This is a genomic window from Methylomonas stagni, from assembly GCF_050154735.1.
In the GTDB taxonomy this organism is placed as follows: Bacteria; Pseudomonadota; Gammaproteobacteria; order Methylococcales; family Methylomonadaceae; genus Methylomonas; species Methylomonas koyamae_A.
This window is the reverse complement of record NZ_CP189557.1, coordinates 3,362,424-3,376,506: the sequence shown is the minus strand read 5'-3', so window position 1 is coordinate 3,376,506 and position 14,083 is coordinate 3,362,424. Positions and strand designations below refer to the sequence as shown.

Genomic DNA, 14,083 nt, shown 5'->3' with positions numbered 1-14,083 from the left:
TCGGCTCGGGAATGTTGGCCGGCTACCTTCGGCTGCCCGGGCGGCGCTAAGAAATCTTCGGTAGCAGCGCGTATAATCTCGCCATTTTACGACAAGGCAGATCCAGATGAGACCCAGCGGACGCACCCCCGAGCAACTAAGAGAAATACGCTTTACCTGCAATTACACCAAGCATGCCGAAGGCTCTGTGTTGGTGGAGTTCGGGGATACTCGGGTCTTGTGTACCGCCAGCGTCGACACTAGCGTACCGCGCTTTCTGAAGGGCAAGGGCGAGGGCTGGATCACCGCCGAATACGGTATGTTGCCGCGTTCCACGCACAGCCGGATGGAGCGCGAAGCCGGTCGCGGCAAGCAGGGCGGACGTACCCTGGAAATACAACGCTTGATCGGCCGGTCGCTGCGTGCCGCTATCGACCTGAAAGCCTTGGGCGAAAACACGATCACCATCGATTGCGATGTGTTGCAGGCCGACGGCGGCACGCGCACCGCCTCGATTACCGGCGGCTTCGTGGCCTTGTCCATCGCCATCGAACATATGCTGAAAACCCAACGAATCAAGAAAAATCCGCTGCACGGCCAAGTGGCCTCGGTTTCGGTCGGAATCTACGGCGGCGTGCCGGTACTGGATTTGGATTATGCCGAGGATAGTCAGGCCGAAACCGACATGAACGTTGTGATGAACGATGCCGGTGCTTTCATTGAAATTCAGGGCACCGCCGAGGGGCATGCGTTCCGCAAGGACGAACTGAATGCGATGCTGGAGCTGGCCGAACTCGGCATACGCGAGTTACTGGACAAGCAAGCAGCGGCATTGCAAGCCGCCAAGACGCCGGCCGCCGCATGAGTTCCATCGTGCTGGCCAGTGGTAATGCCGGCAAGATTCGGGAAATTCAGGCGATTTTGCAAAACGATTTGATTCTGCCGCAATCGCAATTTCAGGTCGTCGAGCCGGAGGAAACCGGTTCGACCTTCGTCGAAAATGCCATCATCAAGGCGCGCAATGCCGCGCGGCATTGCGGGTTGCCGGCCATCGCCGATGACTCCGGCTTGGTCGTCGATGCGCTGGGCGGAGCGCCCGGTGTGCTGTCGGCCCGCTACGCCGGCGCGGCTGCGTCGGATAGCGACAACAACGCCAAGTTGCTCGATGCTCTGTCGGCTGTGCCCGACCACCAGCGCACGGCCCGCTTTGTCTGCGTAATGGTGTTCATGCGTCATGCCGACGATCCGACCCCGATCGTCGCTCAGGGCGTTTGGGAAGGGCGTATCCTACGCGAACCGCTCGGCGGCAACGGCTTTGGCTACGATCCGTTGTTTTGGGTGGAGACCTTCGCAAGTTCTTCGGCGCAATTGGCGCCCGAGCAAAAAAATGCCGTCAGCCATCGCGGCCAGGCTCTGCAAGAGCTGCGCCGCCGACTCGGCGGCTTGTGAATAGCCTACGCGGCATCGCCGAGCATTTTGCCGGCGGGCAGTCGGTGTTGGCCGTCGAACCGCTCGGTAACGGTCTGATCAACGATACTTACGCGGCGGCAACCGCAACCGGGCGCTTCGTGCTGCAGCGCTTGAATTCCGAAGTGTTCGCTCGGCCCGATTGGGTGATGGCCAACTTGCGGTGCCTGACGGCTCACGCCGCACGGTGCGCCGAAACTAGCGGCTTGCAAGTACCGGGCTTGTTGACCGGCGCGAACGGCGCCGACGTTCTAATCGACGATCGGGGCCAATATTGGCGAGCGCTCGAATACCTCGGTCCGTCGGAAAGCCGAGAGGCGCTCAGCCGTCCGGCCGAAGCGACAGCCGTCGGCGAGGCGCTGGCCCGGTTTCACCGCTTATGCGCGGATTTGCCGGGCGAAGCGCTGCACGATACCTTGCCCGGCTTCCACATTACGCCGACCTATTACGAGACGTATCTGCAACGCCTCGAGCAGCCGTTACGGGTGGCCGCCGATGCCGACTTTGGTGAATGCGTTGCTTATATCGAGCGCCACGCGGCCGCTATTCCGGTGCTGGAGCAAGCCAAACAGCGCGGCGAGCTGGTCGAGCGAGTGATCCACGGCGACCCTAAACTCAATAATTTTCTGTTCCGGCCCGGTAGCGATAGCATTATCGGCCTGATCGACCTGGATACCGTCAAACCCGGCCTGCCGCACTACGACATCGGCGATTGTTTGCGCTCTTGTTGTCATACGGACGGCGACCGTTTCGATCTGTCCACCGCGCGGCGCGTTCTCGGCGGTTATTTGACGGTCTGCGGCGATCTTATCGATGCCGCCGCCGACGAAAGCCTGTATGCGGCCATCTGGTTGATTCCGTTCGAGCTGGGTTTGCGATTTTTCAGCGATTATCTGGATGGCAGTCGCTATTTCAAGGTGAGCGATCCGTTGCACAACTTGCGACGCGCCCTAGCGCAGTTTCGGCTGTGCGACAGCATCGCCGAGCAGCGCGCGGCGTTGGAAAGCAGCATTTCGAAAGCGCGGCGCGGGACGGTTTGACAATCCGCAAGGCGCGGGAACACTGGTTTATGTCAACAATCCGCCAGGAGACGATTATGACAACTACCGTGGTTTCCGGACTGCCTTCCGCCCGTTCCGAATTCTCCAACGCCGTGCTTGTCGGCGCTATCGTCGATCGCGTTTGCGAAAAGATGCTCGACGATTATCGGATCAACCGATTTTTCAACAATCGCCCGGTTGCCGAACACGCCAAGGCACTAAAGGCCTATTTGAACGTGGCCTTATCCAGCGACTTAGACGCGTCCAAGCTGTTGGATGCTTATTTCGCGGTGGCTTTCGGACGCGACAGTCCCAAGCCCAGGACGTCGGCCGGTCATAATTTCGTGCCTTTGCCGGACGTCGTCCGCGCGGAGGAAGCACGCGCGAACAACTTGTTATGTCCGGCGCATCGGTGTTTGATGAAATTCCATCCGGACGACTCGCATTACGACGTAGCGATGGCGCATTTGGCTGCCGTCTTGGGCGAGCTTAAGGTTAGCGAAGCCGGCACCTACCGCCTGACCATGCTGGCGGAATCCGTCAGGGATGCCGTGTTGGGGCGGCGCGTTTATGACCGTAAAGTGGCCTAGGATTCGCTTGAGCGGCGGCCAAAGCCCTGTCCTGATTCGGTCCGGTTCCCGCCGGGCGATTTTTTTCTTTGGCGTTACCGCGGGAGTAAGATACTCCGCCCCGGACCGCGCGCAGCATTGGTCTCGGTCCGAAATCCACGACTCCTGGTGCTTTGCCATGGCCGTTGCCAATCTAAAATTTGCCGATCTTGTCGATGTCGCGAGTTTGCAGACATTGATGGACGGGTTATGCGAGCTGATTGGCATCGCCAACGCCGTCATCGATACCGACGGCGTCGTTATCACCCACTCCGGTTGGCAAGAAGCCTGCGCGCTCTATCATCGCGTCGATCCCCGCACTCGCGGCAATTGTTTGGACAGCGATACGGTATTGGCCGCCAGTTTGCTGAAGGGAGAGGCGTTTGCGATTTACGCTTGCCTGAACGGTTTGGTGGACTGTGCGATGCCGATTATCGTCGACGGTTATCATGTCGCGAATATTTTTACCGGCCAGTGTTTTACCGAGCCGCCCGACTCCGATTATTTCCGGGAGCGAGCACAGAATCTGAAATTCGATGAAGAAGCGTATTTGCGTGCCATCGCCAAGATTCCGGTGGTGCCTCGAGAGCGTTTGGAGAAAATCACCCGCATGTACGCCGATCTGGCGCAAATTCTCGGCGCATACGGACTGGATCGCTTGCGCCAGCGGCAGACCGCCGAGGAATTAGTGACGTTAAGTCAGCGGCTGGCTGAAAAAGTCGAGGAACGTACCCTGGAGTTGCACGAACGCAATAGTCAGTTGCAGCGCGAGAAGCAGGCATTGACGGATAGCGAGGCGCGCTTGCAGGCCTTATTCGAAAACATGAGCAGCGGTGTTGCCGTGTATTTGCCGATTGACGCCGAAGCCAGCGATTTCGTGTTTCTGGCCTTTAATAAAGCGGCCGAGGCAATTGACAAGATTCAGCGTGACCAAGTGATAGGCCGTCCGTTGAGTCAGGTGTTTCCGGGCGCCGCCGAATTCGGTTTGGCGGCGGTATTGCGCCGGGTCGCCGCGACGGGTCGGGCCGAGGCGTTTCCATCCGCGCATTACCGGGACGGACGGGTCGACGGCTGGCGCGACAACTACGTTTACCAATTGCCCAGCGGCGAATTGGTGGCTATTTACGACGATGTGACCGAACTTCGCGAGCGCGAAACCGTGCGTCAGGAACTGGATGCCCGCTTCCGCTCCACCTTCGACGCCGCCGCCATCGGCATGGCGTTGGTTTTACCGGATGGCCGTTTCATGCAAGTCAACGCCGCGTTGTGCAAGATCGTCGGTTACAGCGAGGCGGAATTGCGGGGTCTGACTTTTCAAGACATCACCCATCCCGACGATTTACAAACCGATTTGAGTCAAGTTCAAGCGCTGTTGGACGGTGACGGTACCGGCTATCAGATGGAAAAACGTTATTTTCATAAGGACGGCCGGCTGATTTGGATTTTGCTGAGCGTTTCGGCGGTTCGGGACGGCGAAGACCGGATTTTGTACTTCGTGTCGCAAGTACAGGACATCACCGATCGCCGACATTTGCTGGAACAATTGGAACGACAGGCTCATCTGGATTATCTGACCGGTATCGCCAATCGGCGGTACTTCATGGAGCAGGCCGAACTGGAACTGGCCAGGGTACAGCGTTACGGCAACCACTTGTCGGTGTTGATGCTGGATATCGATCGCTTCAAGGCCATTAACGATACTTACGGCCACGCGATCGGGGATAGGGTTTTGCAGAAAATGGGGCAAATCTTCATCGAGACGCTCCGCGAAATCGACATTCCCGGCCGCTTGGGCGGCGAGGAATTTGCGGTGTTGTTGCCTGAAACCGGTTTGCAAAAAGCGGTCGAAGTGGCCGACCGCTTGCGGGTCATCGTCGCCGCCAGCAAAATTGCGCTGGCGTCGGGGTTGCCGTTACGGTTCACCGTGTCCATCGGTATCGCTACGTTGCGCGAATCCAGCGTCAACATCGATACCTTGCTGAATCTGGCGGACCAAGCGCTATACCAAGCCAAGCAAACCGGGCGTAACAAGGTGTGCTGCCTCGAGGAATAACGGCAACGACAAACGAGAGTCGCGTCTCGCGCTAAACTTACCCTGTCCGACTTGACTTGCGTCGGTACCCTTATCGCGGATTTCGCACGTACCGATGCCATGGATCGCGACTAGCGGAATCGTGCCGGCGATTTGATCGGCGACAATTCCGGCCAATTTTCCGGCGATGTGATCGGTGCTAGCATGTCGGCGCTTAGTCATCGTTGCCAACTCGAACCCAAGGATGTCATGAATTCGGAAATTTTCAGCAAGCTGCATATCGACGTCGCCCGCAACTCCACCGACGACTTCAACCTGTTTCACGACAGTAAGAAGTGGGGTCGGATCAATCGGAATCCGTTCGCCGGTCCGATCGTGATGGGGTTTCAGTTGGAATCGCTGGTCGAGGGCAAAGTGGCGGATTTCCGCCGCAAGCTGGGTGAAGAGCGGTTGATTGCCGAGCACGGTCTGCATTTCAGCAATTACCAGTTTACCTTCGCCAACGCGGTCAAGCCGGGTCAACACGTGGCGGTCGAGATCAAACAGTCGCAATTCAAACTCGAACCCGAGCCGGTACTGAGCAACCGGATCGCGGTCAAGGCCGATGGCGGCCTGGCGTTGATGGGCTTTAAAAAGGAAACCGCCCGGCCGTTGGTGACGGGCAAGCCGGATTTGCTAGGCATCGGCGAGATGCGGATCCAGCCGGATCGCTGCTTTCTGCCGAACGGCTATTTCCTGAAACGCAAGTTCATGATGAACAGCAATGCCAAGAATTTTCTGTGCGGCTCATTGCGGGATCAATCGGAATACATCGACGAAATTCAGGATGTCGTCGGCTTTCCGGAGTTGTTTCCTTGCGCGCTGTTGTCCAGTGCCTTATTGGAAAAAGCGTTGAAATGGCAGCACGACTTCGAGCGTAATCCGATGGTGTACACCTCTCACAAAATCAGCATCGACCGGCGGCTGTTGGCCGAATTACGCAGTAACGACGCTTTACATATTCTGATCAAACCGGCCGCCAATTGCGCCGAACACGATTTCGGCGATCTGCGCGCCACGCCGCTGGATTACGAATGTTACGGGCTATTTCGCGCGGACAACGCCTTGTTGTTCAGCGCCGAAATTTCGTTGGTGCCGCTGGAAACCATCTTGCAGGCCATGGCCGCTTCCGCTTGAAGCCGTATCCCGTCCAACGCCATTTCACCTCTCGAGGAAATTCAATGAAGTTTTTGTTTGCGATGTTGCCGCTGCTGATGTTGATCGGCTGCGAGCAACCGGTGCCGCCGCCGCCGCCGCCCAGGCCGGCATTGGTGACGACGGTGGGGGAACGCACTGCCGAAGCGCCGACCACGCTGGTCGGCGAGGTTCGTTCGCGATACGAAAGTGTGCAGGGTTTCAGGATCGCCGGCAAGATTATCGAACGCAACGTCGACGTCGGCGCCGTGGTCGTGGCCGGTCAGATGTTGGCGAAGTTGGATGCGGTCGATACCGGCTTGTCCACTCAGGCCGCCCAGGCCGAAGTGCGGGCCGCCGAAGCCGATCTGGCGCTGGCGCAGGCCGAATTGGACCGGCAGCGGCAATTGTACGCCCGCAAGTTTATCTCCAATCAGGCCCTGGATATTCAGGAAGCCCAGTACAAGGCCGCCGCCGCCCGCGCCAAGCAGGCACGCGCTCAGGCCGCCGTGACCGGCAATCAGTCGCGCTATACCCATCTATTGGCCGAACGCGACGGCGTGGTGACCGAGATCCGCGCCGAGCCGGGGCAGGTTGTCGCGGCTGGCGAACCCATCGTTCGGATCGCGGTGGCCGAAGCCAAGGAGGTAGCGATCGCGGTACCCGAGTCGCGGATGGCTGGAATTGCGGTCGATACGCCGGCTGAAGTCCGCTTATGGGCGTATCCGGGGGTGACGTATCAGGGCCGGGTCAGGGAGGTGGCGCCGGCCGCCGATAGCGCCACCCGCACCTTCCAGGTGCGGGTGGCGCTTCAGAATCCCGATGCGGCGGTGCGCTTAGGCATGACGGCCGGGGTGCGCTTTTATCGGCAAGATACTGCCGCCTATTTGCTGCCGACGCCGGCGTTGACCGAGCGGGACGGACGGACGGTGGTTTGGGTCGTCAATCCAGCCAATGGCGAAGTGCGGCCCAGACCGGTGCGGGCCGGCGATTACCGTGAGGATGGCGTACTGATCCTAGAGGGTTTGCAAAGTGGGGAGCAAGTCGTCGCGGCGGGTGTTCAGACCTTGGTGCCGGGCCAGATCGTCAGAGCGGTGCCGTCGCGGAGTCGGCCATGAAGGGATTCAACCTGTCCGAGTGGGCCTTGCGCCACCCGGCGCTGGTACTGTACGCGATGCTGGTAATGACGTTGGTCGGGATGGCGTCTTATACCAAGCTGGGGCAATCCGAGGACCCGCCGTTTACGTTCAAGATCATGGTGATAAGAACCGGTTGGCCTGGAGCTAGCGCGGAAGAGGTTGAGCGGCAGGTCACCGATAAACTCGAGAAAAAACTCCAGGAAGTGCCGTGGCTGGATACCTTGCGTAGCTACTCGCGAGCCGGCGAATCGTTGATATTTCTGTCGGCCCTCGATTCGACGCCGCCCAGCGAAGTCCCCAATATTTTTTATCAGGCGCGGAAAAAGGTCGGCGATATTCGCTATACCCTGCCCGACGGCGTCGAAGGGCCAACCTTTAACGACGAATTCGGCGATGTCTACGGCAATTTATATGCCTTGACCGGGCCGGGTTACGACTACGCCGAATTGAAACGGCACGCCGAAACGGTACGCGCCGAATTGTTGCGGGTGCCGGACGTCGTCAAGGTGGATTTTTTCGGCGAGCAAAAACAGCGTATCTACGTCGATTTGTCGAATGCCAAGTTGGCGACGATGGGTATCGATGTGGTCAGCATGCTGCAGACCCTACAGGCCCAAAATCTGGTCACCGGCAGCGGCAGTTTCGACTCGCCCGACGAGCACGTCCGGATCGCCGTATCCGGTCGCTACGACCAGTTGGAGGCCTTGCGGGATGTGAGACTCCGGGTTAACAATCAGGAATTTCGCCTCGGCGATGTCGCGACAGTCGGCAGGGGCTACGAAGATCCGCCCAAGGACAAGGTGCGTTTTAACGGTCAAGAATCCTTATTGCTCGGTGTCGCCATGCGTGACGGCGGCGACATCATTCGGCTGGGCAAGGCTCTGGACGCCGCGGTCACCCAAATTCAAAGCCAGTTGCCGGTCGGTCTGGAACTGCATCCGGTTTCGTCTCAACCTAAAGCCGTGCAGCGATCGGTCAACGAATTCGTCAAATCGCTGGCGGAAGCGGTCGTGATCGTGTTGGCGGTTAGCTTGATGTCGCTGGGATTACGTACCGGCATCGTCGTGGCCATTAGCATACCGGTGGTATTGGCGATCACCTTTTGGCTCATGCATTTGTTCGGCGTCGGTTTGCATAAGATTTCGTTGGGCGCGTTGATTTTGGCGCTCGGCTTGCTAGTGGACGATGCCATCATCGCGGTCGAAATGATGGCTTCGAAAATGGAGCAGGGCTGGGAGCGTACCAGGGCGGCGGCCTTTGCCTATACCTCGACCGCGATGCCGATGCTCAGCGGTACCTTGGTCACCGCCGCCGGTTTTTTGCCGATCGCCACCGCCGAATCTTCGACCGGCGAATACACCCGCTCGATTTTCCAGGTGGTGGTGATTGCGTTGTTGGTGTCTTGGGTCGCTGCGGTGGTGTTTGTGCCTTATTTGGGATTTCGGCTACTGCCGAATTACCGAGATCGCCACGCCCGACCGTCGGTGTTTGCCCGCTGGTTGGCGCGCGCGGGAATCGGCAGCGAGGCGACCGGTCACGACGATTTGTACCAGACGCCTTTTTATCGCCGGTTTCGCGGGTTGGTGGCCGGCTGCGTCTCGCATCGTTGGTTGGTGATTACGATTACGTTGGCAATGTTCGTCGGGGCGATCGTCGGTTTTAAATTCGTGCAACAACAATTTTTTCCGGATTCGACCCGGCCCGAACTCGTCGTGGATCTACGTTTGGCCGAAGGCGTATCTTACGCGGCGACCGAAGCCGAGGTGAAAAAACTGGAAGATTGGTTGAGCCGGCAATCCGGCATCGAAAACTACGTGGCCTATGTGGGCAACGGCAGTCCGCGCTTTTATCTGCCGTTGGATCAACAGTTACCGCAGCGCAATTTTGCCCAATTCGTGGTTTTGACTCAGGGACCCGCGGAACGCGAGGCGCTGCGGCTTCGCTTGATTCAATTGTTCGAACAGGATTTCCCCAATTTGCGGGGCAGCGTTCTGCGTTTGGAAAACGGCCCGCCGGTCGGTTTTCCGGTGCAGTTTCGGGTATCCGGACCGGATTTGAGCGAATTGCGCCGTCTGGCTCGACAGGTGGCCGATACGATGCGCGCCACCCCTTATTTGTCCAATGTGCAATTGGACTGGGAGGAACCGGTCAAAGTCGTCAGGGTCGATGTCGATCAATCCAAGGCTCGTCTGCTCGGCATTGGCTCCAACGACATTGCCAATCTGATCAACGGCGCTTTGCAGGGATTGTACGTCACCGAGTTTCGCGAGGACATCGAGCGCATCGATTTGCTGATTCGCGGCACCAAGGTTGAGCGCCAGCATTTATCGCTATTGCAACATCTGATGTTGCCTACCAGGAGCGGGCATAGCGTGCCGCTGTCGCAAATCGCGATTCTGGAATACGGCTTTGAGGAGGGCGTGATCTGGCGCCGGAATCGGATTCCGACCGTGACGGTGCGGGCGAATCTGTACGGCGACATCCAGGCGCTGATGGTTTCGGCCCGGATCGAGGCCGATCTGGCCGAATTCAAACGTAAGCTGCCGGTCGGGTATCGCTTGGAAACCGGCGGCGCGGTCGAGGAGTCGGCGAAAGGCGGCGAGTCGGTGGCTGCCGGTATGCCGCTGTTCGTCATCAGCGTCTTGACGGTGTTGATGATTCAGTTGCAAAGTTTTTCCCGAGTCGCGTTGGTCGTATTGACCGCGCCGCTTGGCATGATAGGCGTGACACTGTTCTTGTTGCTGTTTCATCAGCCGTTCGGCTTTGTGGCGATGTTGGGCACGATCGCGTTGTCGGGCATGATCATGCGTAATTCGGTAATCCTGGTCGATCAAATCGATCAGGATAAAGCGGCCGGCCGCGCCGATTTCGATGCCATCGTCGATTCCACGGTGCGGCGTTTTCGCCCTATCGTGTTGACGGCGGCGGCGGCGATATTGGCGATGATTCCGCTGACGCGCAGCGCGTTTTTCGGACCCATGGCGGTCGCCATCATGGGAGGGCTCACTGTGGCCACGTTGCTGACCCTGCTGTTTTTGCCCGCCCTATATGCCGCTTGGTTTCGAGTCGACATACCGGCGGCGGGCGACTAGTCGCATCTCCGTGTGCGGCGATCCCTTCAATTTTCAATGATAAACCGATTGCATGAGCAGAATTGTATCTTCGTTGCCTGGACGAATCAGAATACGCGACAAAGGCTTGCGGGACCCGGCTCGACAAACTCAACTTAGCCGGGAGTTGGCAAACATCACGGCGATTACCCAATGGCAAGCCAATCCACGCACCGGCAGTGTCGTCGTGAGTTTCGATCCCGGGGATACACCGATGGCAGAGCTGGAAGCCAAACTCGATGCCGCCGTCGACAATGTCTTGGGCGACGCGTTAACGCCGCCGCTGTTGACCAAGAAGCGCATTAACCGTTACAACAAAATCGCCATGTTGGGGAGTCTGGCGGCCTCGCTGGCACTTACTACGGTGCGCCGAAAACGCTGGCGGCACTGGCATGCGGCGACGGGCTACCTGTTCGTCGCCAATTTAGGCGTGCATTTATATCTTTACCGGAAATCGCTATTCCGCTAAGTACCGCGCTCGCGGTTCTAAAAGGTGGAGCGTGCGACCTTGAGGGGCCGCCGGCGACTTGGCTGGATTGCCACAGTGATGGTGGCAATCGAGGCTGCGGGCTTTTGTATCTGAAAAAGGCATAATAGTATTCATTTTTATCATTAAAATGCCGGCCGGTAACGCTGGCATAATGTCCGCGCTTATCTGAATTAACGAAATAGAAGGCCGGAAATTATGAATTTAATGTATACGCTGTCGGGTTTTGTAGTCGGTTTGCTGGTGGGCGTGACCGGCGTCGGCGGCGGCTCTTTGATGACGCCGTTGTTGGTGTTCCTTTTCGGTTTCAAACCAGCCGTCGCGGTCGGTACCGATCTGTTATACGCGGCGATTACCAAAACCGCCGGCGTTTTTGTTCATCACGGCAAGCACAAGTCCGTGGATTGGCGCATCGTCGGTTGGCTCGCGCTGGGTAGCTTGCCGTTCGCGGGCATCACGCTTTACGTGCTGAAAAATCTGATGGCGGTCGGTAAGGAAACCACCGGTATGATTACTTTCACGTTGGGCGTGGCTTTGTTGCTGACGGCCTGCGCGTTGCTGGTTCGTAGCTGGATGCTACGTCATTCGGCGAAAGAAGAAATCGACGACGAGCATAGCAATCAGGATAACAGTGGCCGGTTTTCGCCGAGTTGGGAGCGATTTGCAACGGTGTTGACCGGTGCGATATTGGGTGTGTTGGTAACGCTGTCATCGGTGGGGGCCGGCGCGCTGGGTACCGTCGCGCTGCTATTTCTATATCCGAGAATGACGACGCTGAAAATTGTCGGCACCGATCTGGCCCATGCGATTCCGTTGACCGCGGTGGCCGGGCTTGGGCACTTGAGTCTCGGAAACTTCGATTTGCAATTGCTGTTGAGCTTGTTGGCGGGTTCTCTGCCGGGTATCTGGCTGGGTAGCCACTTGAGCGCGAAGATTCCGGAGCAATTTCTCCGTCCGGCCCTGGCGACCTTGTTGCTCGTGATCGGTTTGAAGTTTGTGCTGCAATAAACCGAGGTTCAACGCGTGCGGCACCGGTTGGCGCGTGCCGATCTTTGTCGATGATGCTGTTTGGCTGGATTGACTGGGTGCGGCAAGACGGCGTGGCGGGTCGTGGATTCGCCGGTCGGGCAATAGCGGGGTTCCGGGCCGCTCGATCAGATCGCCGGCCTCGAAGCGAGAAACCGGCGATTTTCAGGTTTGCGCGTGCTGGCTTATTCGGCTGAACGCGAGGCGCGTTTGCGGTCGTTCTCGGATAGCAGCTTTTTACGCAGGCGTATCGATTGCGGCGTGACTTCGACCAGTTCGTCCTCGTCGATGAACTCCAAGGCCTGTTCCAGCGTCATTTTTTGGATGCGGGTCAGGATCAGGTTTTCGTCGGTGCCGGCCGCGCGGATGTTGGTGAGCTGTTTGGCCTTGGTCGGGTTCACAACCAGATCGTTGGCGCGCGAATGAATGCCAACCAGCATGCCTTCGTAGACTTCGTCGGCATGCACGATGAACAATTCGCCGCGTTCTTGAAGGGCGAACAGCGCGTAGGCCAATGCCTTGCCTTGAACCATCGAGACCAATACGCCGCGCTTACGCACGCCGAAGGTACCGGGTTTGACCGGGCCGTAATGGTCGAAGACGTGGTAGAACAAACCGGACCCGGAAGTGGCGGTCATGAACTCGGTCTGGAAGCCGATCAAGCCGCGCGACGGTACCATATATTCCAAGCGGATACGGCCCTTGCCGTCCGGGACCATGTTCAGCAAATCGCCCTTGCGCTCGCCGAGTTTCTCCATGATCGTGCCTTGGTGTTCGTCTTCCACTTCGATGGTGACCATTTCGAACGGTTCGGTGGTGACGCCGTCTTCTTCCTTGAAAATCACTTCCGGACGCGACACGCCTAATTCGAAGCCTTCGCGACGCATGTTTTCGATCAAAATCGACAAATGCAATTCGCCTCGGCCGGACACTTTAAATTTGTCCGGATCGCTGGTGTCCTCGACGCGCAATGCGACGTTGTGCTGCAATTCCTTGTGCAACCGATCGCGTATTTGCCGCGACGTGACGAATTTGCCTTCCTTGCCGGCGAACGGCGAGTTGTTGACCTGGAACGTCATGCTGACGGTCGGTTCGTCGACTTTCAGCGGCGGCAAGGCTTCGACCGCGTCCTGCTGACATAACGTGTCTGAAATTTCCAGTTTGTCGATACCGGTGAACGCGATGATGTCGCCGGCTTGGGCTTGCGGCACTTCGATACGTTCCAGACCCTTGAAACCGAAGATTTGCAGCATTCGGCCGTTGCGGGTGGCGCCTTCTCGGTTGATCAAGGTCAGCGGTTGGTTGGTTTTGACGCTGCCGCGCTGGATGCGGCCAATGCCGATCACGCCGACATAGCTGTTGTAGTCCAGGCTGATGACTTGCATTTGGAACGGGCCGTCGATATTGACCGGCGGCGGACTCACCTTGTCGACGATGGTTTGGAACAGCGGGGTCATGTCGCCGCCCTCGACGGTGCTTTCCAGTTCCAGACCCGCGTAACCTTTCAGCGCCGAGGCATAGACGATCGGGAAATCCAATTGTTCGTCTGTGGCGCCGAGTCGGTCGAATAAATCGAAGGTTTGGTCGATGACCCAGTCCGGGCGGGCGCCGGGGCGGTCGACTTTGTTGATGACGACGATGGGTTTCAAGCCCAGGGCGAAGGCTTTCTGAGTCACGAAGCGGGTTTGCGGCATAGGGCCGTCCACGGCGTCGACCAGCAACAATACGCAATCGACCATGGACAGCACCCGCTCCACTTCGCCGCCGAAATCGGCGTGGCCCGGTGTGTCGACGATGTTGATGTGATAGCCGTTCCAGTCGATCGCGGTATTCTTTGCCAGAATGGTGATTCCGCGTTCTTTTTCCAGCGCGTTGGAGTCCATCACGCGTTCGTCGACTTTTTCGTGGGCGTCGAAGGTGCCGGATTGTTGCAGCAATTGATCGACGAGGGTGGTTTTGCCATGGTCGACGTGAGCGATGATGGCGATGTTTCTAAGTTTTTCTATCACAGGATTGTCGGAT

The 14,083-nt window shown here is 58.1% G+C and carries 11 protein-coding genes; 10 read left to right on the top strand and 1 reads right to left on the bottom strand.

Translation table 11 applies throughout. The features are described 5' to 3' along the window. Positions 1-106 precede the first annotated feature (106 nt). The 10 genes from rph (at position 107) to ACP4CD_RS15465 (ending at position 12,043) form a co-directional block, all read left to right on the top strand. Positions 107-844 (top strand): ribonuclease PH, encoded by a 738-nt coding sequence (gene rph, locus ACP4CD_RS15510; protein ID WP_064025309.1) that lies wholly within the window; start codon positions 107-109, stop codon positions 842-844. Further along, entirely contained in the window at positions 841-1,428 is a 588-nt protein-coding gene (gene rdgB, locus ACP4CD_RS15505; RefSeq protein ID WP_426991562.1) for an RdgB/HAM1 family non-canonical purine NTP pyrophosphatase, read from the top strand. The genes rph and rdgB overlap by 4 nt, the downstream gene beginning before the upstream one ends. Next, positions 1,425-2,486: a phosphotransferase enzyme family protein gene (locus ACP4CD_RS15500; RefSeq protein WP_426991560.1), complete on the top strand. Its 1,062-nt coding sequence runs from the start codon at positions 1,425-1,427 to the stop codon at positions 2,484-2,486. Before rdgB ends, ACP4CD_RS15500 begins: the two co-directional genes overlap by 4 nt. Before the next feature lie 56 nt (positions 2,487-2,542). Further along, a complete protein-coding gene (locus tag ACP4CD_RS15495) occupies positions 2,543-3,076 on the top strand; it encodes a hypothetical protein (protein WP_426991559.1) in 534 nt (177 codons plus the stop codon). A 157-nt stretch (positions 3,077-3,233) separates the two neighbouring features. After that, entirely contained in the window at positions 3,234-5,147 is a 1,914-nt protein-coding gene (locus ACP4CD_RS15490) for a diguanylate cyclase (RefSeq protein WP_426991558.1), read from the top strand. Positions 5,148-5,330: 183 nt separating this feature from the next. Next, complete coding sequence (locus tag ACP4CD_RS15485) at positions 5,331-6,302, top strand: hypothetical protein (protein WP_082885354.1); 972 nt, start codon at positions 5,331-5,333, stop codon at positions 6,300-6,302. Between the two features lie 44 nt (positions 6,303-6,346). After that, complete coding sequence (locus ACP4CD_RS15480; protein WP_064025301.1) at positions 6,347-7,417, top strand: efflux RND transporter periplasmic adaptor subunit; 1,071 nt, start codon at positions 6,347-6,349, stop codon at positions 7,415-7,417. Beyond that, positions 7,414-10,530 (top strand): efflux RND transporter permease subunit, encoded by a 3,117-nt coding sequence (locus ACP4CD_RS15475; protein WP_426991557.1) that lies wholly within the window; start codon positions 7,414-7,416, stop codon positions 10,528-10,530. The genes ACP4CD_RS15480 and ACP4CD_RS15475 overlap by 4 nt, the downstream gene beginning before the upstream one ends. A gap of 52 nt (positions 10,531-10,582) precedes the next feature. Next, the gene (locus ACP4CD_RS15470; RefSeq protein ID WP_426991556.1) at positions 10,583-11,017 is read left to right on the top strand and encodes an HMA2 domain-containing protein; all 435 of its coding nucleotides are present in this window, start codon (positions 10,583-10,585) and stop codon (positions 11,015-11,017) included. A 216-nt stretch (positions 11,018-11,233) separates the two neighbouring features. Then, positions 11,234-12,043: a sulfite exporter TauE/SafE family protein gene (locus tag ACP4CD_RS15465; protein WP_426991555.1), complete on the top strand. Its 810-nt coding sequence runs from the start codon at positions 11,234-11,236 to the stop codon at positions 12,041-12,043. A 203-nt stretch (positions 12,044-12,246) separates the two neighbouring features. On the opposite strand, the gene typA is transcribed toward ACP4CD_RS15465, so the two are convergent. Continuing rightward, positions 12,247-14,070 carry a translational GTPase TypA gene (gene typA, locus ACP4CD_RS15460; protein WP_426991553.1) on the bottom strand — a complete coding sequence of 608 codons (1,824 nt, stop codon included), beginning with the start codon at positions 14,068-14,070 and terminating at the stop codon, positions 12,247-12,249. Positions 14,071-14,083: the final 13 nt, after the last annotated feature.